Genomic DNA, 25,174 nt, shown 5'->3' with positions numbered 1-25,174 from the left:
GCGTTACGATCACGAACGTGACGTGCCCTTCTCCGTGGGCGACCGGATCGCCCGCGGACAGCGGTGTGGTGCGTGTGATGGATCCGATGCGTGACGGTCGCGCCGGGCGAAGTACTCCGAGGGGAGCCGTTCGTGACCACGGCAAGGGACTTGTTCATCGTCACGATGGACAAGGAGCCGGACCGTTCTGTGGGGCAGGGCGACCTGTCGCTCGCCCTCGCCGGAGCCGAGGTGATCGATCTCCTCGCCGACGAGGTCCTCAGGCTGGACGGCGACCGGATGGTGCCGACGCGGCAGCCGACGACGGACGACCGTCTTCTGGGTGAGGCGGCGTCCGCGGTCGTGCGGCAGATCCCGTTCGAGCGGGTCGAGGACTGGCTGTGGCGCAGGGGCCGAGACCTGTCGGCGGCCTATCAGGCCGACCTAGAACAGGCGGGCCAGCTCATCCGGCAGCGGCGTGGCCGGCTGCCCTTCGGCGGCAACCGTATGGAGTTGGTGGACTCACCTGCCCGCAGTCGCGCGATGCACCGCTGGGCGGCGGACGAGCCCGTCCTCGCCGCCCTCGCCGCGGTCGTCGGGATTCCCGCCGAGCAGACCGAGGACACCCCGGCCGTCGACGACGAGGCGGTCACGACCGTCCTGGTCGCCGTGCACGACGCGGTGATGGAGCTGGAAGCCGTCCGCCAGCGCCGGGCCATCGAGAACGCGGCGTTCGCCAACATCTGGCGGGGCGCCTGAGGGAACCCGCGCGAGGGACGGGCCCGGACCGTACGCGGTGATCACCCGGACGACTCGCGGGCCCGCTCCTCGCTCTCGCGTGCCGCCTGGAGGGTGTCGACGCGTGGCGCGCGCCGGGGCAGCAGCGAGTCGGTGACGCGCTGAAGGGTCTTCGTCAGGGGGTGCTTGTCCGGTCCCGGGGCGGAGCCCCGTACGGCGGACGCCGCGTCGCGGTACTCGGCCATGTCGGCGAGCGCCGCGTGGGCGAGTTCGGTCGCCTCGCGGTACAGGTCGCGTGACTTGGTCATGGCGTCGAGGGCTTCGGAGTACGAGGCCACCAGGGCGCGCGCGTGGGCGAGTTCCTCTTCGAGGGTCAGCAGACGCCAGTCCTGCCGGAGCGCGGTGAGGGCCGCCGCCGCCTCGTCGGGCAGCGGCCAGGGCAGTGCCGCGAACTGGACGACCTTGTCCAGGAGTTCCGTCGGTTCGGAGCCGTCGAGGAAGACGCTGCGGACCCTGAAGGCCTGCTCGTCGTACCCGATGCGGGCGGGGGTGCCGGACAGGATGACGGCTCCGCCGCGTGGCACGGACGTCCCGAGGTCGCCGAGCGCCCAGTTGACCGCGTGGAACTGCTCGGGCGTGGCCCGGTGTTCCACGACGCGGTGCCGCAGTGCGGGCGGCAGCAGGCGGGTCAGCGGGAGGCGCCCTTCGGGTTCGGGGGTCATCGCCTCGTGCACGACGACGTTGATGCTCCAGCTGTGCCGTGCGATGTCCTTGACCATACGGCGCAGCGCGGCGTCGTCCTTGGGGAGCGGATTGACGTCCTGGAGCCGCAGCCCGGCCACGCCGTCACGGTCCCAGGAGATGTCGCTCTTCTCCGGCCAGAACATGGTGGCGGGGGAGGGCCACGAGAGGTCCCAGGGCCGTTCCGCCTCCGCCGCCAGCGTCCAGCGCCGCTCGGCGTCCACCTGGTCACGCACGTCGGTGACGAGCCGCGCCCGCACCGTGACGTCGTCGTCGACGAGCCAGCGCGCCTCGAAGACGTGACTGCCCGGCGTCGAGGTGTTCTCGGGCTCCAGGAAGCCCTGGATCGTTTCGCTGTTCTTCAGTTCCCGCAGGTGCTCCCGGAGCACCTGCTGCGGGGCGGGGCCGGTATGGCGTCCGGCGGCCAGCCAGACTGTTTCCGGGGCGGTGGGACGGTCTGTGGAGGACTTCGGCATGAGTCACTTTGCTGGTGGGGTGCGGTGTGCTCTCCCAGTATGGTCGCCTTGGGCCACGAGCCGGGAGGCGAGGCCCCCCGGGATCACGGACCTCCGCCATCGAGTGACTATGGGCATTTCGTTGACGGTCGGGTCGATCGGGGGCATCGCGAGGGATGCGGCTGGTGCGCCGATGGCCGGGACGGTCCGGAATGCCGGGTTTCCCCACGCGCGTGTCGCGGCCGTGAACAGGGGCGCGCCACCGGCCGGGTGACGGCGCGGACCTGCGAGGACGCGGAGTGGATCGGGCCGGCCGGGACCTCCGGTACGGCGTGGGCGCCGGTAGGGTTGCGGTCGGAGAAGGGGCGGACGCGGATGCGGCAGCGGGTGACCATGAGCGATGTGGCGCGGGCCGCGGGTGTCTCGTCCGCGACCGTCTCGTACGTTCTGAGCGGCAAGCGGCCCGTCACCGAGGAAACGCGCAAGTCGGTCGAATCGGCCATCGAGCGTCTCGGGTTCAGTCTCAACCCCGTCGCCCGCAGCCTTCGTACGGGCAAGTCCACGATGGTCGCCCTCGTCGTGCCCGACATCTCCAACCCGTTCTACGCGCTCCTCGCGCGTTCGATCCAGGACGAGCTGCGCGGCCGGGGCTACCACGTGCTGGTGAGCAGTACGGGGGCGCGGCGGGACGAGGAGGAGGCGCTGCTGCGCGAGGCGGTGCAACAGCGGTTCGCCGGTGTGGTGATGACGCCGTTCCGGCTGGCCACCGACGCCTTCGACGTGCTGCGGAGTGCGGCGATCCCGGCGGTGGTGAGCGCGGACGTCTCGTTCGGCGACGTCGATCTGGTGACTCCCGACGCCGACGCCGCGGTCCGCGAGGCGCTGGCGCATGTGGCGGCCACCGGCCGTCGGCGCATCGGCGTGATCGCCGGGCCGCAGGATGCCGCGGGCGGCGATCCACGGCTGGAACGGGTCCGGAAGCACGCGGCCGAGGCGGGGCTGCGCGTCGCGCGGGAGCACATCGTCCACGGCGAGCACACGCGCGAGGCGGGAGCGGAGGGCTTCGAGCGCCTGATGCGCTCCGGGCGCCGGCCCGAAGCGGTGCTGTGCGGCAACGACATCACGGCTGTCGGCGCGATGGACACGGCCGAGCGTCTCGGGCTCGACATCCCCGGCGACGTGTCTCTGGTGGGGCACGACGACATCGAGTTCGCCTCGCTGGTCCGGCCGCGCCTGACGACCATCCGCTACCCGGCGCGCGAAGTCGGCCGCGTCGCGGCCGGGCTCCTCCTGGAGCAGATCGACGGCCGGACGCGGCGGAGGACCGTGCGGGTCGCCGCGGACTTCGTGGCGCGGGCTTCCGTCTGATCTCGGACTGACGTCGCTCCCGTTCCGCCGTCCGTCGGGGGACGCCGTTCCGGAACCCTTTTTCCGTCTCCGCTCTTTGCCGGATCGATGTCGAGGGACCGTAGCGTAATCGATTACGTTGCGCGAGACTGGGCGGCGGGCGAACGCCTGACAGGGGTGGGCGGCCGCGTGAACCGTCAGGACATCTAGGGCATTTGGCATGAAAGAGTCGTGATGTCGGTTTGGGCTGCCTGTAAACACGATCCATCAGCGACTGTTGGCTTTTGGTCATCACTGTTGCAAAATTCGACACCAGTCATGGCGACGGTCCGGCCCGCTTCGGACCGCTCGGTGGCCCGCCCGAAGTGGTGGCGTCGACGGCTCGTGAGAGGCCGCTCCGCCCCTGCCCGTCACCCGTGGGGGGTCGTGAGACCCAGTATCGACCCTTCCTCTGGGCTGCCCAAAACCCCTCTGCGGTACTCGATATGGACGCTGACCTGTGCCCTGGAGGCCGTCGGCGCCCGTGGTGGTGGTCCCTGTGTACGGCCGGCCCCTCGATGTGGCTGGCGTCGCCCCGTGTCGTGTCGGTCACGTTTCGGGTACGTGAGACGTGAGGTCTTGACGTCACGGCGACATCCGGCTGTCATTACGCCCACGTTGTTCGGTCGAGTTGGTTTCTGATCGATTTCCGGCCTCCCCGCCGTCCATCGCTGACCGAACCCTGCCTTCAGGAGCCGTCATGCACCTTCCCCTCTCGGGTCTGTCCGCCCCGACGCCCAGCCGCCGCACCCTGCTTCGCGGAATCGGCGGCGCGGCCGCGCTCGGCGCGGGCATACCCCTGCTGAGCGCCTGCGGCGGCAGTGGCAGCGCCGCGGACCCCAAGACGGTCACCCTCGGCTCCAACGCGTCCGACGCCGTGCCGAAGAAGGCCTTCGTCGACATCTACGCGGCGTTCAAGAAGCAGAACGGCATCGCGGTCGATGTCAACACCAAGGACCACAACACCTTCCAGGAGCAGATCAACTCCTACCTCCAGGGCACGCCCGACGACGTGTTCAACTGGTTCGCGGGCTACCGCATGCAGTTCTTCGCGGCCAAGAAGCTCGCCACCCCGATCGACGACGTGTGGAAGACGATCGGCGGCAACTTCCCCGACGCGATGAAGGCGCTCAGCAAGGGCGAGGACGGCAAGTACTACTTCGTGCCGCTCTACACGTACCCCTGGGCGCTCTTCTACCGGAAGAGCGTCTTCCAGCAGCACGGCTACGAAGTCCCCACCACCTGGTCCCAGTTCATCGCTCTGTGCAAGCAGATGAAGAAGGACAAGCTGGTCCCGATCGCCTTCGGCGACAAGGACGCCTGGCCCGCCCTCGGCACCTTCGACCAGATCAACTTCCGTACCAACGGCTACGACTTCCACGTCGAGCTGATGGCGGGCAAGGCGTCCTGGACCGACGCCAAGGTGCGCGCGGCCTTCGACAACTGGGCCGAGATCCTTCCCTACCACCAGGACGGCGCCGTCGGCCGCACCTGGCAGGACGCGGCGCAGACCCTGGCGTCGAAGAAGGCCGGCATGTATCTGCTGGGCACCTTCGTGGGACAGCAGTTCACCGACGAGGCCGACCGCGAGGACCTCGACTTCTTCGCCTTCCCGGAGATCGACCCCTCGTACGGTCAGGACACCGTCGAGGCCCCCACCGACGGCTTCATGCTCTCCAAGGCCCCGAAGAACCACTCCGGAGCCGTCAAGCTCCTGGAGTACCTCGGCAGTCCGGCCGCCGAGCAGATCTACCTCAAGTCCGACCCGAACGTCGTCGCCGCCTCCACCAAGGCCGACACCTCCTCGTACAGCGCCCTGCAGAAGAAGGCGTACGAGATGATCAGCGGCGCCAAGCACCTCACCCAGTTCATGGACCGCGACAGCCGGCCCGACTTCACCTCGACGGTGATGCAGCCCGCGCTGCAGAAGTTCATCCGCGACCCCAAGGGCATCGACGGTCTCCTGTCGTCCATCGAGCGCCAGAAGAAGACGATCTTCGCCTCCTCATGAGCACCGAGACCACGACCACGAATCCGGAGGCGGCCGTCGTGCCGCCTCCGGGCCCCGCATCGGTCGACAGCCATGTGCCGCACGGGCACAAGCGCCTGTTGACCCGGCGTGACCGGATCACGCTCGGTCTGATGGCGGGCCTGCCCACCATCCTGCACATCGCGCTCGTCTGGGTCACCGCGCTCGCCTCGATCGCGCTGGCCTTCACCACCTGGGACGGCATCGGCTTCGACGCCATCCAATGGGTCGGGCTCCAGAACTTCCGTGAACTCTTCACCCAGAACCCGCAGTTCTGGCCCGCCGTCCAGCACAACATCGTCTGGTTCGTCGTGCTGATCCTCGTCCCGACGCCGCTCGGCCTGTTCCTGGCCGTGCAGTTGGACAAGAAGATCCGCTTCAGCCGGCTCTACCAGACCGCGTTCTTCCTGCCCGTCGTCCTGTCCATGGCGGTCATCGGGTTCGTCTGGCAACTGGTCTACAACCCCGACACCGGCCTCATCAACAGTGTCATCGGGGCCAACACGCCCGGCCACTACATCGACTGGATCGGCGACCCCGACCTCAACCTGTGGGCGATCCTCATCGCCGCCTCCTGGCGCCACACCGGCTACATGATGATCCTCTACCTGGCCGGCCTGAAAGGCGTCGACCCCTCGCTGCGCGAGGCCTCGTCGCTGGACGGCGCCAACGAGTGGCAGACGTTCAAGAACGTCATCTTCCCCGTCCTGCGACCGACCAACACGATCGTCCTGGTCGTCACGATCATCGAGGCGTTGCGCGCCTTCGACCTGGTGTACGTCTTCAACGGCGGTGCCGAGGGAACCGAGTTGCTGTCCATCCTGGTGACCAACAACATCATCGGGGAGTCGAGCCGCATCGGCTACGGATCGGCGATCGCGGTCGTCCTGCTGGTCATCTCGCTCGTCGTGATCGTTCCCTACCTGGTGACCACCTTCCGGAAGGAGCGGCGATCGTGAGCGCCTCCACCCTCGCGCTCAAGAAGCGCGCGCCACTGCGCCCGGCCCGGCTCCTGCTCCACCTCTTCCTCGCCGGGGCGTCCCTTGCCTGGCTCGCGCCGCTGCTCTGGGCGGTCTACGCCGCCCTGCGCCCGTACGGCGAGACCAGCACCAAGGGATATGTGTCCTGGCCCGACAAGCTGAGCCTGGACAACTTCACCGACGCGTTCCAGCAGTCGGACATGACGCACTACTTCGGCAACACCCTGCTCGTCGCGATCCCGGCCGTCCTGCTGACCCTGTTCCTGTCCTCCTGCGTCGCCTTCTACGTCAGCCGCTTCGACTTCCGCGTCAACCTGGCGCTGCTGCTCGTCTTCACGGCGGGCAACCTGCTGCCCCAGCAGGTCATCATCACGCCGCTGTACCGCCTGTACCTCCTGGTCGACCTGCCCGGCATCACCGTCAGCGGCAAGCTGTACGACTCCGCGCTGGGCCTGGTCCTCATCCATGTGGCGTTCCAGTCCGGCTTCTGCGCCTTCGTCCTGAGCAACTACATGCGCTCGCTGCCCCACGAACTCACCGAGGCCGCGCTCGTCGACGGCGCCTCCGCGTGGCGCCTGTACTGGCAGATAACGCTGCCGCTGTGCCGGCCGGCGATGGCCGCGCTCGCGACCCTGCTGTCCATCTGGATCTACAACGACTTCTTCTGGGCCCTGGTGCTGATCTCGACCGGCGAGAACATGCCCGTCACCTCCGCACTGAAGAACCTGTCAGGGCAGTACTTCACCGACCCCAACCTGGTGGCCGCCGGAGCGCTGCTCACCGCGATCCCGACACTGATCGTGTACTTCGTGCTCCAGCGCCAGTTCGTCAGCGGTCTGACCCTCGGCGCCAACAAGGGCTGAGACGGCTCCCCTCGAAAGAGTCAGGCGGCTCCACGTGAAAGAGAACGACGTGCCCCAATACTTCACCACCGTGGCCGGCGTGCCCGTGGACCCGCGCACCGCACGGGTCCACGAGGAGGGCTGGCAGTCCTGGAGCCCCAGCGGCTCCTACGCCCTCGACGACCACACCCATCGCCCGGCCGACACCAACTGGGCGACCGTCTGCTACCGGCCCGGCCGTACCGTGCCCCCCGCCACCTTCCAGGGCGAGGGACTGCTCGCGCTGGACGCGGGCGACGGCTCCCCGGTCCGGCTGTGGGCGGCCACGGACCCGACCACCTCGGTCCCGTCGATCCGGCTGACCGTCCGGGACGGCCGCGCCGAGATCTCCGCCGACGGCCCCGTCACGGAATCGACCCACGCCGGGCCGGACGGCATCCAGGGCGCCCTCGCCGCCTGGGCCGACGGGCTCGCGCTGCCCGCCCCACGGCCCGCGCCGACGGTCTGGTGCTCCTGGTACGAGTACTTCACCGCCGTCACCGAGGACGACATCCACGAGAACCTCCGCGCGATGGACACCCTCGATCTGCCCGTCGACGTCGTCCAGATCGACGACGGCTACCAGAGCGCGCTCGGCGACTGGCTCACCCTCTCCGGCCGCTTCCGCTCCCGCGCCGCCATCGCCGACGCCATCCGCGCCCGCGGTCGGCGGGCGGGCATCTGGACGGCACCGTTCCTCGTCGCCCCGCACAGCGAACTCGCGGCACGGCACCCCGACTGGCTGGTCCGCGACTCCGACGGCGCGCCTCTGCACGCCGGCCACAACTGGGACCACGACCTGTACACGCTCGACACCACTCACCCCGAGGCCGCCGCCCACCTGACCGACGTCTTCGCCACCCTGCGCGCCGAGGGATACGACTACTTCAAGACCGACTTCCTCTACGCGGGCGCCCTGGACGGCGTACGGCACTCGGGAGCCGACGCGCTGACCGCCTACCGCGCCGGTGTCGCCCTGATCCGCGAGGCCATCGGCGCCGACGCCTACCTGCTCGGCTGCGGCGCGCCGGTCCTCCCCTCCATCGGCCTGTTCGACGCGATGCGGGTCAGCCCCGACACGGCGCCGCACCGGCGCCCCGAGGCCGACGACTACAGCCAACCCGGCCAGGATGCCGCCGAGTTCACCGGTTCGGGCCGTCAATGGCAGCACCGGCGCCTATGGATCAACGATCCCGACTGTCTGGTCGCCCGCCCCGCCGTGGAGACCCGCGAGCGCTGGGCGGCGCACGTGGAGGCCACCGGCGGACTGATGGCCTCCAGCGACCGCCTGCTCTCCCTCGACGCCTGGGGCGTGGCCACCACCCGCCGCCTGCTGTCCTCCGGAGGGGCCGCATGACCGCCGACCGCACGCTCTCCGTCCCCGGCATCGTCTACGGCGGCGACTACAACCCCGAGCAGTGGCCCGAGGAGGTCTGGGCCGAGGACATGCGCCTGATGCGCGAGGCCGGCGTGACCATGGTCAGCGTCGGCATTTTCTCCTGGGCGCTTCTGGAACCGTCCGCGGGGCGTTACGACTTCTCGCGCATGGACCGCCTGCTGGACCTCCTGCACGAGAACGGCATCGCCGCCGACCTGGCCACCCCGACGGCCGCGCCGCCCGCGTGGTTCTTCCGGGCGCACCCGGAAGCGCTCCCCGTGGACCGGGACGGGCGTCGGCTGACGTACGGAAGCCGGCAGACGTTCTGCCCGAGCAGCCCCGCCTACCGTGAGGCCGCTGTGCGCATCGCGGGCGCCCTCGCCGAGCGGTACGCCGCTCACCCGGCCGTGGTGATGTGGCACGTCCACAACGAGTACGGCTGCCACAACGCGGCCTGCTACTGCGACACCAGCGCCCGGTCCTTCCGGCGCTGGCTCCGCGAGCGGTACGACGACCTCGCGGCCCTCAACCACGCCTGGGGCACCACCTTCTGGAGCCAGTGGTACTACGACTGGGACGAGATCCTGCCGCCCCGCGCCACCGGCGCCGTCCCCAACCCCACGCACCAGCTCGACTGGCGCCGCTTCTGCTCCGACGAGCTGCTCTCGCTGTACACGGCGGAACGGGACGTGCTGCGGGCCGCCTCCCCGTCGACACCGGCCACCACCAACTTCATGGTGATGCACACCTTCGACGCGCTGGACTACTGGCGGTGGGCCCCGGAGCTGGACGTCGTCTCCAACGACCACTACCTGATGTCCGCCGACCCGGCCTCGGAGATCGACATCGCGCTCTGCGGCGACCTGACGCGGTCGTTGGCGGGCGGACCCTGGCTGCTCATGGAGCACTCCACCGGCGCCGTGAACTGGCAGCCCGTCAACCGGGCCAAGAGCCCTGGCGAGATGCGCCGCAACGCCCTGGCACATGTGGCCCACGGCGCCGACGGCATCGCCTACTTCCAGTGGCGGGCCGCGAAGGCGGGCGCCGAACAGTGGCACTCGGCGATGCTCCCGCACGCGGGCACGGACAGCCGCATCTGGCAGGACGTGGTCCGCCTCGGCGCCGACCTGAGGGCGCTCGCCGAGGTGCGCGGCAGCACCGGCACGGCAGAGGTCGCCATCGTCTGGGACTGGAACGCCCGCTGGGCCCTGGAACTGCCTTCCCAGCCGAGCGGCGAACTCCGGTACCAGGATCTGGTCCGCGCCTGGTACGAGCCACTGTGGCGGTCGGGCGTGGCCGTCGACTTCGTACGCCCCGACGCGGATCTCTCCGCCTACCGTCTGGTGCTGGCCCCGAGCCTCTATCTGGTCGACGAGACGGGCGCGGCGAACCTCGCCGGCCACGTCGAGCGCGGCGGCACCCTCGCGATCGGCTTCCACAGCGGCGCGGTCGACGAGAACTGCCATGTCAGGCTGGGCGGTTACCCGGGGGCGTTCCGGGAGACCCTCGGTGTCCGCAGCGACGAGCTCTTCCCGCTCCTGCCCGGCGAGTCGGCCGGGCTGACCGGCCGGGTGCCCTCCGGCGCCACGGCCACCCTGTGGTCGGAGCGGGTCCGCCTGAACGGCGCCGAGGCGGTCGCCTCGTACACGGACGGGCCGCTGGCCGGTGTCCCGGCGGTGACGAGGAACGGCCACGGGGCGGGCACCGCCTGGTACTTGGCGACGCTCCCCGACCCGGACACCCTCGCCGAGCTGCTGGACCGCATCCGAGCCGAGGCCGGAGTCGCCGCCGCCCGGCACGTGCCACCGGGTGTCGAGGCCGTCCGGCGACGAGGCCGCGACGCCGACTACGTGTTCCTCATCGACCACGCGGGCGAGGGGGCCGAGATACCCGTTCCGGCCGGTGCCACCGAACTCCTGACCGGCAAGACCCTGTCGGGCTCGGTCACGGTCGCGCCCGGGGACATCGCGGTGGTGCGGGAACCGCGGGCGGCGGATTCCTGAGCCGCCGCGGTGGCGGTGCGGATAGTTGACTCTCTCTCAAATACCGTTGTTAGAAAGGGCGTTGACTGCCGTACTCGGGCAGTGAAAGGGCACACACGTTCCTTCCTGCGGTGTAGCTTCTACCCGTCAGTAGGGGCTTGAGCAAGGGTGGGTGTGTGGCTGCCTCTCCGCAAACCGAAAAGTTCGCCGTCTGCCTTCGGAGGCTGAAGGACCGCAGCGGCCGGGGCTACGACCGCCTCGGCAAGGAGGCGGGTGTCAGCGGCTCCAGTCTGCATCGGTACTGCTCCGGCCTCAGCGTCCCGACGGACTACCGGGTGGTGCACTCCTTCGCCAAGGTGTGCGGCGCCAGCACGGAGGAGCTCCGTGAACTCCACCGGCTGTGGGCGCTCGCGGACACCGACCGTGACATACCGGCCGTGACGGCGGAGGATGTCCCGGAACCGGAACCGGAACCGAGGCCGGGACCAGAACCGAGGCCGGAGCCGGAGCCGGACGGTGCCGCCGTGTCCGCGCGGGCGAGCTCCGGACCCGACGACGCCGTTCCGCCGGAGATCACCCCCGACGAGGCCGGGAAGCCGCGGCGGTCCCGGGTGTCCGAGAAGCTGTCCTCCCGCTTCGCGATGCTGGCCGTCGTCGCCGTGGTGGTGCTGGTGGCCGGCTTCGTGTGGATGCCCGCAGACGCCGCGCCGCCGGACGACGACAGACTGCTGTACTCCGCCGCGTGCAAGTCGGTGAGCATGGGACAGCACGACGAGTGCGTGCGTGAGGTCCAGAAACTGCTGGTGCGGGCGAAGGGCAGGCTCGCCGTCGACGGGGACTTCGGGCCGGAGACCCTGCGCAGACTGACCGCGTTCCAGGTGCTGGCGGGAATGCCGGCCAACAACGTGGTCGACGGGCCCACCAAGAAGGCGCTCTACGCGCAGAAGGTGAGCATGGCGACCTGGGCACCGGACCGGGTGGCGAAGCGGATCCGTGAGGTGTTCGCCGAGGATCCCCGCACCGCCGTGGCCATCGCCCACTGCGCCTCGTTCCTCGACCCGCTGTGGACGCTGCCCAACACCAACGGCAGCCGCAACTGGGGCGTGTTCCAGATCTCCGACACCCGCCTGCGGGAACTCGGCGGTACACCGCGGCGGGCGTTCGACCCGGAGTGGAACATCCAGGCGGCCCACCGGCTGTGGAGCGTCCGGCACGACTTCCACGACTGGCCCTCCTGCGAGGCGGCACTGAAGAACGCGCCGAAGAGCTGAAGCCCGGAAGCCCCGGGTACCGCCGCCGCGGTACCCGGGACTTCCGGCCCGGGACTCACCCGGGGCGGCGTCAGACCGTGCCGCTCTCCCACCACCAGTCGCGGCCGAGGTCGGCCCGGCTGTCGACGTGCTGGTGGTCGACGGTGTACCGCTCCAGGCCGGAGAACCCGCAGGTCTCCGCCTTCTGGTAGACGGTCTTGGTGGCCACGCCGGGAACGTCGAGATCCGCCGCGGTGCCGTACAGGTGCATGCTGTCGCTGGCCCCGCCTATGTCGGCGTTGTGCGCGATGCTGCGGAAGCCGGAGTTGACCGTGATCGGCTTGTCGCCGAGCTTCTTGCGCAGTGCCTCCAGTTTGTACATGCAGCGCCGGGCGTTCTCCTTGGCGGCCGCCGCGCTCACCTTGCCGCCGTTGAAGTTGCCGTTCGACTGGTCGACGAACTCGCTCCAGTTGAAGTGGGTCGTGGAGCCGTCCGACTGCTCCAGCGCGTTGAGCTTCGCATGGGTGTTGGGACCGGCGATCCCGTCGTCGTCGAGACCGTACGCCGCCTGGAACCGCTTGACGGCCGCGGCCGTGCCGGGGCCGAAGTCACCGTCGAGGCCGACCCGGGTGTGACTGGCGCTGTCGGCCGCCCAGCCCGCGACCCGGATCTGCAGCTCCAGCACGTCGGCACCGCTGTCGCCCTGCTTCATGGTGCGCGACCACGAGTAGGCCTGCGCGGTACCGGAGAGCAGCAGCGGGCCGAACGCCAGGCCGGCGCCGACAGCCAGCGTGCCGCGCAGCATGCTGCGGCGGTCGAGCGGGCGGCTGCCGACGGAGCGGCCGCCGGCGGAACGGAAGAGGAAGGTCATCGTCGTCCTTTCGGAACGGTGGTGCGAGAAGGAGCGGAAAGAGGTCAGTAGGCGAGCTGGAAGTCCACGTTCTGCGCGTCGGTGTCATAGGGGCCGACGCGCAGGACGAAGCGGGTGCCGTCCTTGACGTCGGTGGCGACGGTCGCCCACGGGGTGCCGTGGAGGGAGTACTTGTTGTCGTGGTTGCACTTGTCGGTGTGGTCGACGAACACCACACAGGCGTACAGGAACCCCCCGTCGTCCGTGGTGAGCCGCATGTTGATGTCACCGCACCGCGAGGACGTGGTGAAGGGGCCGTACTCCTTGGGTCCCACCTGGTAGCGATAGTTCAGGTTCTTCGCGCCGCCGTAGCAGCTGGTCGCCGCGGCCGAGGACTGTGCGGCGGCGGGCGCGGCACCCGCTCCCAGCAATGCGGCCACGGTGACGAGAGCCGAGGCGAGCGCCCTGGTCTTGATCATGGTGGTCTCCGTTCGGTGAGGTGGGTGAGAGGGTCAGAAGGCGATCTGGATGGTGGCGGAACTGCCTTCCAGGTCCACGCCGTTGGGCACCGTGAACTTGGTGCCGTTCAGGACGTCGGTGGCGATGGTCGTCCAGCTCCAGCCGACCTTGGTCCAGCGGTTGCAGACGCCGGTCTTCTCGAACTGCACACAGGCCCAGACGAAGTCCGCGTCGCCGCCGATGACGCGCATGTTGATGTCGGTGCAGCGGCTCGTGGTCCGGTACGGGCCGAAGTCGCGCACCTCCCCGTAGTGCACCGTGACCGCCCCGCCGTAACAGCTCGTGGCGGCGGCGCGGGCCGGTGCGGCCGAGGCGGGCGCCGGAACGGTGAAGCCCAGGGCGACGAGCAGCGCGACCAGGGACGCGCGGGCGAATCGGCCGGTCATGGGGGTCCTCCTCGATACGTACGGGGTCACCGGTTGGCCAGCCGGTCCAGATCGGCCTGGGTGCCGTTGAACACGTCCCCGGTCGCCGGCGCCCGGACGCCCGGGAAGATCGCGGCGTCGGTGTACTGCCACATCGCCCAGGTCGTCGAGCCGTTCGGCAGCGGCGGCTGGGTGATCGACTGGCGGTAGTCCGCGAGTTGCAGCGGATACCGGGCGAAGGCGGTGGTCGAACCCAGACAGTCGTCCAGGAAGGACTTCTGGGTGTAGATCATCGGGACCCGGCCGAAGGCGCTCTCCACCCGGTCGAGCCAGGCCTTGGCGTCGTTCACCGTGCCGTAGGTGGGACAACGCCCGCTGCCGTCGTCCATGCGCTCCAGGTCGAAGATCGGCGGCAGGTCGCCCGCCCGCTTCCCGGTGTAACCGGTCGCCCGCACGGCGGCGATGAACCGGTCGGCCTGCGCGGCACCCGTGTCGGCCGCCGTGCCCGTGTAGAAGTGGTACGGCGCCACGGCCAGCCCCGCCGCCCTGGCCCCCTGAAGGTCGGTGGCGAGGTATTCGTCGGTGACGTTCAGGCCCCGGGTGGCCTTGACCGTCGCGAACTCGGCACCCGAGGCCCGTACGGCCTTCCAGTCGATCGGCGCGCCGCCGGGGTGCTGGTACTTGGCCGTGTCCAGGCCGTCGATCGGGTGGCCGGCGGGGTGGGGTGGAATGCAGTACGTGTTACGGCTGGACCAGTCCACCAGCTTCGCCCAGGTGTTCGGGCCCACGGTGCCGTCGGCACTGAGGTTGGCACAGTGCTGGAGCTCGATGACCCGGTCCTCGGTGCCGCCCCCGAAGTCGCCGTCGATCGTCAGCGGCGGATAGTGGAACGGCTCCATGGCGAGGTTCAGCCGGCACTGCACCTCCTTGACCTCATCGCTCTTCGCACCCTTCTTGAGGGTCGGGCGCGCGTCGGTGTGGCCGCACACGGTCGCCTGCGCCGCGCCCGCCGTGCCCTGGGTCGCGCAGGTGTGCGGCTGCGCGGCCCAGGAGTTCAGCGCCGCCCAGGTCTGCGGGCCGAGCACGCCGTCCGCGTTGAGCCCGGCGCACCGCTGGAACTCCTTGACCCGCGTCTCCGTCCCCGATCCGAACGAGCCGTCCGCCGCGATCGGCGTGTACCGGCTCGGCTTCGTCGCCAGGTCGAGTTCGCACTGCGCCTCGACCGTCGCGTCCCCCGTCGATCCCTGTTGCAGCGTGGGCTGCGCGCTCGTGTGCCCGCAGACCGCGACCGCGGCGGCCGTGACGGGCGCCGCCTGCACCGCCGCGGGCCCGTACAGGGGCAGGGCCGCTGCCACGGCGAGGGTCAGACCCCGCAGAAGCGTCCTTAGTCCCATCTGGTGTTCCCCCTCTGATGAGTGGGCCGGGAACCCCCCGGCCGCTGGTCATCCTGGCAGCGGTTGTTCCGGCACGGATCCTCCTGCTCCGGATCGGGACGCTGGGACAGTCCCGCGCCTTTGACCTGCGAAGACGCGTCACCGCTGGGACGAAAATGGGATACGGACGGTGGAGCCGGAGCTCGACGAGGAGGCCGGCGGGCACACGAGTGCGCGGCGCGAGCTGCCGGTACGGGAGTGGCCCTCGCGGCGGGAAACGGCCCTCTATCGCGGCCTCTTCAGGGACCCGCGCCGCGAACTGACCGCCGCGGGGCGTGAACCCATGACGCAGGCGGCGATCTTCCCGGTCCTGTCCGATCACTCACCGGCGAGACCTGCCCTGCCCCACGCCCCTTACGGCTCCAGCGGGCCCTGGAACCGCCGTGGTTCCGGGGTGCGCGCCCATGGGCGGGTCCTCGGGACGGGCCATCATGCCGACGGCAGTGGCAAAGTCGTGGGGGTCTCGGAGCCGCCAGGACCGTCCGAAGACGTCTCCATCAGCTGAAGCTGTACGGGGGCAGCGGTCCGTCGAGCCGGAAGTCGAAGCCCTCGCCCATCTGGTGGGCGAGACTCAACTCCGTGGTGAGGAACAGCTCGTCCTGTTCGTCGCTCACGAGGAAGGCGACGTCGAGGAAGTCCGTCCCGCCGGGCTGATTGGCGTCGGTCTTCCGGGCGAACGGGCGGAGCGCCTCGATCACTCCTGACGCCAGGGCCTCCTGACGGGCCCGTGTTTCCTGGGCGACCAACTCGCCCAGCCGCGGGGCCGCGTCGGGGTCCGCGGTGCCGTCGTGGATCTTGTCGTTGAGTCGCCGGGCCATCGCCGACTCCGAGAGGATCTCGCGCAGCAGCATCTCCTCGTCCTGAGACGCCAGAAGGCGGTACTCGGCGCAGCCCTCCAACTGGCGCAGCCGGTAGGCGTAGTCGTCCGCGCGCTCCTCCAGCGCGCAGCGGACCGCTTCGTCGTCCGGGGCGGTGCAGCCGAACCGCAGGGGCAGAACGGTACCGTCCGCCATCAGGCGTCGCTGGACCTCCTGATGGGCGTCGATGTCCCCCTGTTCGGGGCGCAGTTCCGCCGGTGCGTCACTCACCACCGCGCAGAGGGGGCCGGCGGTCACCGTGCGCAGTCGGGAGGGCGATGCTCCTACTCCGTCGAGACCGTCCAGCCGTAGCGGATGGTCCTTCGACGTGATCGAGTAGATGTATACGGCCATGGCTCATTTCTCCGCGTGAGACGCGCTTCTCTCCCACCGGGAGGAGTGTCACGCCGCACTCGTACACAAAAGTGCAATACCATCATATAAGGGTACTTGACCTAAGTGGTAAGGATGAGCTGCCCATGAGGTCGCCACCGGTCTCCCGGATCTAGGTCTTGTCCTCCATGCGGATCACCTTCCTGAGATCCTCGTGCGCCTTTCCGGACGCGCCTTCCTGCGCTTCCAGCATCGCCGCGGCGATGGCGTCCAGCTTGCGCTGGACGGCACGCTCCGACCGCAGTTCGGAATTCTTCAACAGGGCGAGAAGCAGCAGCGTCACCGCGGCCATCGCGTCCCCGGCGAGAAGGAGCCACTTCATGCCGGGGTCGGCGATGTGCAGGGCGACGGTGAGCGAGACCAGCCCCACGCAGAACGCGAAGAAGAGCGGCGAGCTGGTGAACCTCGACGCCGATTCGGCGAACCGCTCGAACCTGCCGCGTTCGTCACCACCGCGGTCGGCGGGATGCTGAAGAGTCATGGTCAGTGCTTGGTCCACTGGCGCACGCGGGCCGAGGCCGACTCCGTCATCTCCTGTGCCTTGCCGCGCAGTTGTTCACGGCGCCCCGCCCGCTGGACCGAACTGTCGCCCAGCGCCTTTCCGACGGACTCCTTCACCTTGCCCTTGATCTGTTTCGCCTTCGCGTTGCCCTTGAACTTCATCGTTGCCGTCCTCTCAGGGGCGCCCCGCGCCGCGAACGTGGCCGGTAACCGCCCTCTTTCTCACCGTGTGGCCTCGCGGGCGGCACCGCAAACCGGCGCCGGCGTGTTCGTCCGCGACCGACACCTCGTGGCGTACGGCCGGGTTTCTCCGCGCCACTGAGGGGGACCCGATGCTGACAGCCCGGAGTCGCAGGGACAGCCGGTGCCGACCGGGACCGTACACACAAGGAACCGGGGCCGAAGACAGAAGGAAGTTGAAGAGCCGTGACCGCGGACATCAGTACCAGGACCACCATGCGAACCGAGACGGGATGGGCGAAGGCGCGCCGTCCGCGGAAGAGCGGTCCGCGGACCTGTGTCCCGGCGACGGCCGACCGAACGGCACGCCAGGACCCGTCCGCCCCCGAGTGGAACATCGTCAGGGGCGAGGACTGACCTTCCGTCACCTCGCATCCGCCCGAGTCCGGAGACTCGGTGCGTACGGACGCGAAGAGTCGGTCCGTACGATCCGTACGCGTTCGAGCAGTCGGTCCGTGCGCGTTCGAGGACTCGGTACAGCCGGGTCCGCGCACCGACCGCTAGGGCGCGGCGTCCGTCTCGGAGCGCAGCCGGCGGACCACGTCCTCCGGGGGGCGGCGGACGTCGTCGTCCGGCAGCCGCTCGGGCACCTCGTCCGGAAACAGGTGGACGGCGGCCTCCTCCGCGGACGAGGAGGTGGCACCGTCGATGCCGAGCTCCTCGGCGAGCATGTCGTGCTCGGCGTCCAGATGGGCCCCCTCGTCGAGGGCGCCGGGCCGGTCCGTGCGTTCCGCCCCCTCGTCGTCCAGGGGCTCGTCGTCCTGCCCGTCCTCCAGAGCGCCCTCGCCGTCGTCGGGCTCCTCCAGCGCCGGATCCGTCCGCTCCTCGGCCAGCTTCTCGTCCAGGGTCTCGCCTTCGCGCTGCTCACGCGGCGTGGTTCCCCGATGGTCCACGGCGAGCGGACGCTCGGGCGGCGACCACCCTTCGTCGAAGGGATCCGAGCCCCGGTCCTCCAGGGTGTCCTCCGGGTCGAGGATGCCCTCGTCCTCGCGGACATCAGGGCCTTCCGACTGGTAGACCTCATCACCCATGGCGTCGTCCTCGCTCCGGCTGCCCATGATGTGCGCGACCCTCCAAACGGATCGAACTGTCACGGGCCCATGTATCCAGGCTGGCCCAGCCCATCCATTCCGGCACGCCGGAATGGCGCGGGACCACGGAGAGTGACCGGCCGGCCGGATGTCGATCGGTGATCTTCACGTTTGGCACGGGCGTGAGGGGTCACTCGTCGGTACATCACCCGAAGTCGAGCCTGATGAGGAAGTGAGCAGTCGTGGCTGGAGACCAGAAGGCCAAGGCCAAGATGGAGCAGGCCAAGGGCAAGACGAAGGAAGCGGCCGGGCGCGCGGTGGGCAACGAGCGGATGGCCGCCGAGGGCCGGGCCGAGAAGGCGAAGGGCGACGCGCGGCAGGCCAAGGAGAAGACGAAGGACGTCTTCAAGCCTTGACGGCTCAGGTGCAGGTAGTCGGCGCGGCCGCCCGGCCGAGCCACGTGGGGCCCGTTCTCCGGAACGGGCCCCACGGCTCTGCGCCCACAGCTCCGCGCCTGCGGGTCTGCGCCCAGCTCTCCGCGCCCGCGGCTCCGCGCTCACGGTCCGTCCCGGCGCCCCGCTGCGCGGGGCGAACCGCAGGGTGAAGGCCGGTCCCGTTCCCTCCGGCAGAGCCTGACCACGTTGTCGTGTTGCCGGATGCCGGTACGGGCCGAAGATGGTGGGGGAGCGGTGGAGAGGAGCCCCCGGCGTGGGACGGGACACGCAGGCAGACGGACGTGACGGCAGTACGCGGGGGGCGGCCGAGGGAGCCGATCCGCGACGCTGGCGCGCCCTGTGGGTCACCCTGGCGGCCGGGTTCATGAGCCTGCTCGACGTCACCATCGTCGCGGTGGCCCTGCCCTCCATGCAGCGGGAACTGCACGCCTCCGCACCGTCCATCCAGTGGGTCGTCTCCGGCTACGCGCTCACCTTCGCGCTGGTTCTCGTGACCGCCGGACGGCTGGGCGACGCGATCGGCCGACGGCGGATCTTCCTGCTCGCGCTCGCCGGTTTCGTCCTGTGCAGCGCGGCGGCGGGCGCCGCACCGACCATCACGTTCCTCATCGTGGCCCGACTGGCGCAGGGCGTGGCCGCGGGCTGCCTCGCACCGCAGAACTCCGCCCTCATCCAGCAGATGTTCCGGGGAGCCGAGCGAGGGCGCGCCTTCGGGCTCTTCGGCGCCACCGTCGGCATCTCCAGCGCGGTGGGCCCCGTCGTCGGCGGACTGATCCTGATGCTCGCCGACGGGCCCCAGGGCTGGCGCTGGATCTTCTACGTGAACGTCCCGGTCGGAGCCGTCGCGTTCCTGCTGGGCGTGCGCCTGCTGCCCAAGGTCGCACCGGGCCGCCGGGAGCGACTCGACCTGCGGGGCGTTCTGCTGCTCGGCAGCGGGGTGCTCGCGATGATGCTTCCGCTGGTTCTCGCGGAGTCCGGCGGCGTACGGAAGCTGTGGTGGCTCTTCCCGGTCGGGCTGGGTCTCCTCGTGGCGTTCGCGCGGTGGGAACGGCACCTGGCGGCGGCCGGAGGCCGGCCCCTTCTGGATCCTCGCCTGGTGACGAGCACGCGAGGGTATGCCGCCGGAGCGGTCATCGCCGCCTTGTACTTCGTGGGGTTCAGCGGGGTGTGGCTGGTGTTCGCCCTCTACTACCAGAACGGTCAGGGCTTCTCCCCCCTGCGCTCGGGGCTCGCGGTGACCCCCTTCGCGATCGGTTCGGCCGCGGCCGCCGTGGTGGCCGGGCGGCTGGTGGAGCGGCTCGGCCGACTGCTGACCGTCTGCGGGCTCACCGCCGTCGCCCTCGGTCTGGGCGGAGCCGCGCTGATCCTGAGGCTCGCTCCGGGGGACAGCGCGGTGTGGTTCGCGGCTCCGGCCCTGTTCGTCGGAGGCCTGGGCAGCGGCTGCGTCATCTCGCCCAACGTCACGATGACCCTGCGGGACGTGCCGGTGCGGATGGCGGGTGCGGCCGGTGGCGCGCTGCAGACGGCTCAACGGCTGGGCGGAGCCGTCGGTACGGCCGCGCTGCCGGGGCTGTTCTACGTGGTGCTCGGCACCGGCCGCCACGACTACCGCTCCGCCGTGGCGATCGCCGTCGGCTCCGGGGTCGTGCCCATCCTCTGCGCCCTCGGCCTCGCGGTCCGCGACTGGCTGCGCGACCGCAAGCCCCGGACACCGCCCTGCCTGCCGGAACTGTCCCACGGCCACACCCACGCGAGTCAGCTCTGAGAGGAGAGCCCGCGACGGCCGGGTTCAGGAGAGCGTGCTCCGAAGGCCGCCCACCGGACGTCCGAGCTCAGAGGCCGAGCACGCTTCTCCGCCAGAACGTGTCCCGGAGTCGAACCGGGCGCGTCGACGGTGGCAGCCGTGCTCACAGCCACCTCACTGCGGCCGAAAAGGCCTGACGGAAATGATGAACTCGCTGTAGGCAATGATCAGTTCAAGCCTTTGTCTTGTCGTCTCCATGACAAGACCGCCGGGGTGGTGTCACTCTGCTTTCGAACGTTCACGCTTCGTTCACACCACCCCCGGCGCCCCCCGCGCCCCTCACCCCCCGCCGGGCCCCCGCCCCCTCACGATCCATGCGCCGCCGAGTCCGCGAGCGCGTTCGTGCGGCACTTCGTGCGGTGCTCCTTCCCGCCCCAGCCTCCGCGGACCGGCCGTACCCCGCCGGTCCGGTCGCCCGGACCTCTCCCGGGCCAACCCCCCCGCAGAAGGAGATGACCTTGAACCGGCAACCCCGTTCCGCCCGTCGGCGCAGACACGCCGCTGCCCTCGCCCTCACCACCGCGAGTTCGTTACTGGTCCTCGCTGTCCAGCCGGGCTCCGCGTCCGCCGCGCCCGCGGACCCCGTTCCCGCCAAGACCGTCGCCGAGCCCCGGGCCGGTGCGGCCCAGGTCCCGCTGTCGCCCGCCAAGCGCACCGCCCTCGTCAAGAGCGCCGGAGCGGCGGTGGGCGCCACCGCGAAGCGACTCGGCCTCGGAGCGCGCGAGAAGCTCGTCGTCAAGGACGTCGCCCAGGACGTGGACGGCACGACCCACACGCGGTACGAGCGCACCTACGCGGGGCTTCCGGTGCTCGGTGGCGACCTGGTCGTCCACCTGAAGAACGGCCGGAGCACCGTGTCCGAGGCCGGTCGGGCCACCATCGCGGTCGCGACCACCAAGCCGAGGATCACCGCCGCCGACGCCGCGGCGAAGGCCCTCGGGGTGGGCAAGAAGGCGGCCGTCGAGCGATCCGAGGTCGACGGTGCGCCCCGGCTCGTCGTCTGGGCCGGCGCGGGCACCCGCCCGGTCCTGGCCTGGGAGTCGGTGATCGAGGGCTTCCAGCGCGACGGCACACCGAGCGAGCTGCACGTCGTGACCGACGCGGCCTCGGGCAAGGTCGCCTCCCGGTACGAGGACGTGCACACCGGCACGGGCACGGGCCAGTACAGCGGCACGGTGCAGCTCGGCACCACGCCGTCCGGATCGGCGTACCAACTGGTCGACGGGGACCGCGCGGGCCACCGCACCTACGACCTCAACCAGGGAACGTCCGGCACCGGGACCCTCTTTGCGGATGACAACGATGTCTGGGGCGACGGCACCCAGAGCAACCGGCAGACCGCCGGCGTCGACGTCGCCTACGGCGCTGCCGCGACCTGGGACTACTACAAGGACGTTTTCGGCCGCAACGGCATCCGCAACGACGGCGTGGCCGCCTACAGCCGGGCCCACTACGGAAACAGCTACGTGAACGCCTTCTGGTCCGACAGCTGCTTCTGCATGACCTACGGCGACGGCGCGAGCAACGCCAAGCCGCTGACGGCGCTGGACGTGGCGGCCCACGAGATGAGCCACGGCGTCACCAGCGCCACCGCGAACCTCACGTACTCGGGAGAGTCCGGCGGCCTCAACGAAGCGACGTCGGACATCTTCGCCGCGGCGGTGGAGTTCCACTCCGACCTCGCGGCCGACGTCCCCGACTATCTCGTCGGCGAGAAGATCGACATCCGCGGCAACGGCACGCCCCTGCGCTACATGGACAAGCCCTCCAGGGACGGATCCTCCCGCGACTACTGGGACTCCTCGCTGGGCGGCATAGACGTCCACTACTCCTCGGGGCCCGCGAACCACTTCTTCTACCTGCTCTCCGAGGGGAGCGGCCCCAAGACCGTCAACGGCGTGTCGTACGACAGCCCGACCCATGACGGCCTGGCCGTGACGGGCATCGGCATCGAGAACGCCGCCCGGATCTGGTACCGCGCGCTGACGACGTACATGACGTCCACGACCAACTACGCCGGTGCCAGGGTCGCGACCCTCCAGGCCGCGGCCGATCTCTTCGGGGCCTACAGCGCCACCTACCTCGCCGTCGCGGACGCCTGGGCGGGCATCAACGTCGGCGACCGTATCGCCCTGGGTGTCAACATCGCCCCGGTCGCCGACCAGACCTCCGGGGTCGGCCAGGAAGTATCCCTCCAGGTGAACGCGTACACCACCAACACCGACGCGACCCTGGCCTACGCGGCCACCGGCCTGCCGGACGGCCTGGCCATCAGCGACACGGGCCTGATCTCCGGGGTCCCGACCACCACCGGGACCAGCGACACGACGGTCACGGTGACCGACAGCACCGGCGCGGCCGTGTCGGTGGCCTTCCAGTGGCGGGTCGCGTACGTCTACGCCAACAGCACCCGCGTCGACATCCCCGACGTCGGCGCGGCGGTCGAGTCACCCATCACCATCACGGGCCGGAGCGGCAACGCCTCGGCGACCACCGAGGTCTACGTCAACATCGTCCACACCTACCGGGGTGATCTGACGGTCGATCTGGTCGGCCCCGACGGCACCGCGTACTCGCTGCTGAACCGCGGCGGGGGTTCGGCCGACAACGTGGACCAGACGTTCACGTTGGACGCCTCGGCACAGCCGGTCGACGGCACCTGGAAGCTCCGTGTCAGGGACCTCGCCTCGATCGACGTGGGCTACATCCAGCAGTGGCGGATCACGCCCTGACCCCGCTCTGATCTCGCTCTGATCCGGATTCGACCCGGATCCGACCCGCCCGTCCGGACCGCCGTCGCGGACCGGACGGGCGAGTCGTCGGCTCCGTGATTCCGTGGACGCCCGCCGTTCCGGCGGCGGGTGCCCCTCGGATGCTCGACGATGGAGGGGACAGCACGTGCCCGGTGCGGCGCGTCCACCTCTGGAGCCAGGCGGGACCGGGTCGTTGGCGCCGCCGGGCCGGCCGAAGCGTGCGGGAGAACGGTATGGACTACTACGACCTCGGCACCCACGGCCGCCCCGTGACGACGTCCTCCGCAGAGGCCCAGCTGTGGTTCGACCGCGGTCTTGTCTGGTCGTACGCCTTCCACCACGAGGAGGCCGTCGCCTGTTTCGAGGCCGCCGCAGCGGCCGATCCCGACTGCGCCATGGCGTACTGGGGCATCGCCTACGCCCTGGGCCCCAACTACAACAAGCCCTGGGAGTTCTTCGACGGCGAGGACCTGGCCCGCACGGTCGAGCGCACGCACGCCGCGGTGCGGCTCGCGGGCGAGAAGGCGGCTGCCGCGACCCCGGTCGAACAGGCCCTGATCGGTGCGCTCGCATCCCGGTACCCGCGGGCGGAACCGGTCGAGGACTGCTCGGTGTGGAACGCGCCCTACGCGGACAGCATGCGCACCGCCTACGAACTCGCCCCCGACGACCTCGACCTCGCCGCCCTCTACGCCGACGCGCTGATGAACCTCACCCCGTGGCAGCTGTGGGACCTGCGGTCCGGTGAACCGGCCGAGGGCGCCCGGACACGGGAGGCGCGGGCCGTCCTGGAGCGGGCGCTCGCCGGCGAGGCGGGGGAGCGGCATCCCGGGGTCCTGCACCTGTACATCCACCTGATGGAGATGTCTCCCACCCCCGAGACCGCCCTGCCCGTCGCGGACCGGCTGCGCGGTCTGGTGCCCGACGCCGGGCACCTCCAGCACATGCCCACGCATCTGGACGTGCTGTGCGGCGACTACCGGCGCGTGGTGGCGGACAACAGTGCCGCGATCGTCGCCGACGAGAAGGTCCGCGCGCGGTCGGGCGCGATGAACTTCTACACGCTGTACCGGTCGCACGACTTCCACTTCAAGATCTACGGGGCCATGTTCCTCGGGCAGGCGAAGACCGCGCTGGACACCGCCGCGCAGCTGGAGGCGTCCATCCCCGAGGAACTGCTGCGGGTGCAGAGTCCGCCCATGGCGGACTGGCTGGAGAGCTTCCTCGCGATGCGGGTCCATGTGCTGATCCGCTTCGGACGCTGGGCCGACATCCTGCGACTGCCGCTGCCCGCCGACCCGCGGCTGTACTGCGTGACGACCGCGATGCTCCACTACGCCCGCGGTGTCGCCCTCTCCGCGACCGGCCGGACGGCCGAGGCCGAGGTGGAGCGCGGGCGGTTCCTCGAGGCGGTGTCCCGGGTCCCGGAGACCCGCATGCTGTTCAACAACACCTGCGCCGACATCCTCGCGATCGCGTCGGCGATGCTGGACGGCGAGCTGGAGTACCGCAAGGGCAACCACGACATCGCCTTCGCCGCGCTGGAGCGGTCGATCGCGCTGGACGACGGCCTTCCCTACGACGAGCCGTGGGGATGGATGCAGCCCACCCGCCACGCCTACGGGGCACTGCTCCTGGAACAGGGGCGCGTGGCGGAGGCGGAGGCCGTCTACCGTGCCGACCTCGGACTCGACGACACGCTGCCGCGGGCCTCGCAGCACCCCGGCAACGTCTGGTCCCTGCACGGCTTCCACGAGTGCCTGCTCCGACTCGGCAGGGAGGGAGAGGCGCGGATCGTGGCCCAGCAGCTGAGGATCGCGCTCGCGGTGGCGGACGTACCGATCGAGGCGTCCTGCTACTGCCGTCTCGTCACCGCCGTCGATCCGGCCGCCGGTCCCGCGGAGCGGGTCTGCTGTGACGGTGACGGTCAGTAGCTGACGGAGTGTCACGAGTGGCTGAGAGCCATTGATCCGGCGCTTCGGCTCATGACTCCGTGAGGGTCGGCCGGGGCGACCCGCGCTCTCCCGTGCCTTCAAGCCTTGACGGTTCCGTGCGGTGTCCCGCCCGCCGGCGCCCGCTTCCGTCCAGGTCACACCCCCTGGAGCGGTCCGCCGACTCGCCTCCCCCGCACACGAGTTGAAGAAATCCGCGTCACGGGACTTGCCACCCTGATG

At 70.3% G+C, this 25,174-nt stretch carries 22 protein-coding genes; 13 read left to right on the top strand and 9 right to left on the bottom strand.

Annotation, left to right across the window (positions count from 1 at the left end; all coding sequences use genetic code 11):
- The first annotated feature begins 132 nt into the window (after nucleotides 1-132).
- Nucleotides 133-738 carry a GPP34 family phosphoprotein gene (locus ACFWBT_RS17470; RefSeq protein ID WP_385700986.1) on the top strand — a complete coding sequence of 202 codons (606 nt, stop codon included), beginning with the start codon at nucleotides 133-135 and terminating at the stop codon, nucleotides 736-738.
- Nucleotides 739-779: 41 nt separating this feature from the next.
- On the opposite strand, the gene ACFWBT_RS17465 is transcribed toward ACFWBT_RS17470, so the two are convergent.
- Nucleotides 780-1,934 carry a hypothetical protein gene (locus ACFWBT_RS17465; RefSeq protein ID WP_385700984.1) on the bottom strand — a complete coding sequence of 385 codons (1,155 nt, stop codon included), beginning with the start codon at nucleotides 1,932-1,934 and terminating at the stop codon, nucleotides 780-782.
- 354 nt (nucleotides 1,935-2,288) lie between these two features.
- On the opposite strand from ACFWBT_RS17465, the gene ACFWBT_RS17460 reads away from it, so the two are divergent.
- The 7 genes from ACFWBT_RS17460 to ACFWBT_RS17430 all read left to right on the top strand — a co-directional run bounded on the left by ACFWBT_RS17460 (nucleotide 2,289) and on the right by ACFWBT_RS17430 (nucleotide 11,820).
- On the top strand, nucleotides 2,289-3,281 hold the full coding sequence (locus tag ACFWBT_RS17460; protein ID WP_385700981.1) for a LacI family DNA-binding transcriptional regulator: 993 nt from the start codon (nucleotides 2,289-2,291) through the stop codon (nucleotides 3,279-3,281).
- Nucleotides 3,282-3,999: 718 nt separating this feature from the next.
- Nucleotides 4,000-5,310, top strand: a complete 1,311-nt coding sequence (locus ACFWBT_RS17455; RefSeq protein ID WP_385700979.1) for an ABC transporter substrate-binding protein — start codon at nucleotides 4,000-4,002, stop codon at nucleotides 5,308-5,310.
- Entirely contained in the window at nucleotides 5,307-6,287 is a 981-nt protein-coding gene (locus tag ACFWBT_RS17450; protein ID WP_385700976.1) for a carbohydrate ABC transporter permease, read from the top strand. Before ACFWBT_RS17455 ends, ACFWBT_RS17450 begins: the two co-directional genes overlap by 4 nt.
- Nucleotides 6,284-7,171, top strand: coding sequence for a carbohydrate ABC transporter permease (locus ACFWBT_RS17445; protein ID WP_385700973.1), 888 nt, complete (start codon nucleotides 6,284-6,286; stop codon nucleotides 7,169-7,171). The genes ACFWBT_RS17450 and ACFWBT_RS17445 overlap by 4 nt, the downstream gene beginning before the upstream one ends.
- A gap of 49 nt (nucleotides 7,172-7,220) precedes the next feature.
- On the top strand, nucleotides 7,221-8,546 hold the full coding sequence (locus tag ACFWBT_RS17440; protein ID WP_385700970.1) for a glycoside hydrolase family 36 protein: 1,326 nt from the start codon (nucleotides 7,221-7,223) through the stop codon (nucleotides 8,544-8,546).
- Nucleotides 8,543-10,570, top strand: coding sequence for a beta-galactosidase (locus tag ACFWBT_RS17435; protein WP_385700968.1), 2,028 nt, complete (start codon nucleotides 8,543-8,545; stop codon nucleotides 10,568-10,570). Before ACFWBT_RS17440 ends, ACFWBT_RS17435 begins: the two co-directional genes overlap by 4 nt.
- Nucleotides 10,571-10,725: 155 nt before the next feature.
- A complete protein-coding gene (locus ACFWBT_RS17430) occupies nucleotides 10,726-11,820 on the top strand; it encodes a helix-turn-helix domain-containing protein (RefSeq protein ID WP_385700964.1) in 1,095 nt (364 codons plus the stop codon).
- Between the two features lie 70 nt (nucleotides 11,821-11,890).
- On the opposite strand, the gene ACFWBT_RS17425 is transcribed toward ACFWBT_RS17430, so the two are convergent.
- The 7 genes from ACFWBT_RS17425 to ACFWBT_RS17395 all read right to left on the bottom strand — a co-directional run bounded on the left by ACFWBT_RS17425 (nucleotide 11,891) and on the right by ACFWBT_RS17395 (nucleotide 16,879).
- The gene (locus tag ACFWBT_RS17425) at nucleotides 11,891-12,670 is read right to left on the bottom strand and encodes a D-Ala-D-Ala carboxypeptidase family metallohydrolase (RefSeq protein ID WP_385700961.1); all 780 of its coding nucleotides are present in this window, start codon (nucleotides 12,668-12,670) and stop codon (nucleotides 11,891-11,893) included.
- 44 nt (nucleotides 12,671-12,714) lie between these two features.
- The gene (locus tag ACFWBT_RS17420; protein WP_385700958.1) at nucleotides 12,715-13,128 is read right to left on the bottom strand and encodes a hypothetical protein; all 414 of its coding nucleotides are present in this window, start codon (nucleotides 13,126-13,128) and stop codon (nucleotides 12,715-12,717) included.
- A gap of 33 nt (nucleotides 13,129-13,161) precedes the next feature.
- A complete protein-coding gene (locus ACFWBT_RS17415; RefSeq protein ID WP_385700955.1) occupies nucleotides 13,162-13,554 on the bottom strand; it encodes a hypothetical protein in 393 nt (130 codons plus the stop codon).
- A 26-nt stretch (nucleotides 13,555-13,580) separates the two neighbouring features.
- Complete coding sequence (locus tag ACFWBT_RS17410) at nucleotides 13,581-14,927, bottom strand: GH25 family lysozyme (RefSeq protein ID WP_385700952.1); 1,347 nt, start codon at nucleotides 14,925-14,927, stop codon at nucleotides 13,581-13,583.
- A gap of 536 nt (nucleotides 14,928-15,463) precedes the next feature.
- Nucleotides 15,464-16,177 (bottom strand): GvpL/GvpF family gas vesicle protein, encoded by a 714-nt coding sequence (locus tag ACFWBT_RS17405; RefSeq protein ID WP_385700950.1) that lies wholly within the window; start codon nucleotides 16,175-16,177, stop codon nucleotides 15,464-15,466.
- Between the two features lie 151 nt (nucleotides 16,178-16,328).
- Nucleotides 16,329-16,697 carry a low affinity iron permease family protein gene (locus tag ACFWBT_RS17400; protein ID WP_385700947.1) on the bottom strand — a complete coding sequence of 123 codons (369 nt, stop codon included), beginning with the start codon at nucleotides 16,695-16,697 and terminating at the stop codon, nucleotides 16,329-16,331.
- 2 nt (nucleotides 16,698-16,699) lie between these two features.
- Nucleotides 16,700-16,879: a CsbD family protein gene (locus tag ACFWBT_RS17395; protein ID WP_385700941.1), complete on the bottom strand. Its 180-nt coding sequence runs from the start codon at nucleotides 16,877-16,879 to the stop codon at nucleotides 16,700-16,702.
- A 294-nt stretch (nucleotides 16,880-17,173) separates the two neighbouring features.
- On the opposite strand from ACFWBT_RS17395, the gene ACFWBT_RS17390 reads away from it, so the two are divergent.
- Nucleotides 17,174-17,314, top strand: a complete 141-nt coding sequence (locus tag ACFWBT_RS17390) for a hypothetical protein (protein WP_385700938.1) — start codon at nucleotides 17,174-17,176, stop codon at nucleotides 17,312-17,314.
- A gap of 143 nt (nucleotides 17,315-17,457) precedes the next feature.
- Here the strand turns inward: ACFWBT_RS17390 and ACFWBT_RS17385 are convergent, their stop codons facing one another.
- Nucleotides 17,458-18,015 (bottom strand): DUF5709 domain-containing protein, encoded by a 558-nt coding sequence (locus ACFWBT_RS17385; protein WP_385700935.1) that lies wholly within the window; start codon nucleotides 18,013-18,015, stop codon nucleotides 17,458-17,460.
- Between the two features lie 215 nt (nucleotides 18,016-18,230).
- On the opposite strand from ACFWBT_RS17385, the gene ACFWBT_RS17380 reads away from it, so the two are divergent.
- The 4 genes from ACFWBT_RS17380 (at nucleotide 18,231) to ACFWBT_RS17365 (ending at nucleotide 24,934) form a co-directional block, all read left to right on the top strand.
- Nucleotides 18,231-18,404, top strand: a complete 174-nt coding sequence (locus tag ACFWBT_RS17380; RefSeq protein WP_266764546.1) for a CsbD family protein — start codon at nucleotides 18,231-18,233, stop codon at nucleotides 18,402-18,404.
- Nucleotides 18,405-18,663: 259 nt separating this feature from the next.
- Entirely contained in the window at nucleotides 18,664-20,208 is a 1,545-nt protein-coding gene (locus ACFWBT_RS17375; protein WP_385700932.1) for an MFS transporter, read from the top strand.
- A gap of 491 nt (nucleotides 20,209-20,699) precedes the next feature.
- A complete protein-coding gene (locus ACFWBT_RS17370) occupies nucleotides 20,700-22,979 on the top strand; it encodes a M4 family metallopeptidase (RefSeq protein WP_385700929.1) in 2,280 nt (759 codons plus the stop codon).
- 254 nt (nucleotides 22,980-23,233) lie between these two features.
- Nucleotides 23,234-24,934: a hypothetical protein gene (locus tag ACFWBT_RS17365; RefSeq protein WP_385700926.1), complete on the top strand. Its 1,701-nt coding sequence runs from the start codon at nucleotides 23,234-23,236 to the stop codon at nucleotides 24,932-24,934.
- Nucleotides 24,935-25,174 lie beyond the last annotated feature (240 nt).

The organism is Streptomyces sp. NPDC060027 (assembly GCF_042737005.1).
Taxonomy (GTDB): Bacteria; Actinomycetota; Actinomycetes; order Streptomycetales; family Streptomycetaceae; genus Streptomyces.
The sequence above is the reverse complement of the archived record's forward strand: the minus strand, read 5'-3'. Positions and strand labels throughout refer to the sequence as shown.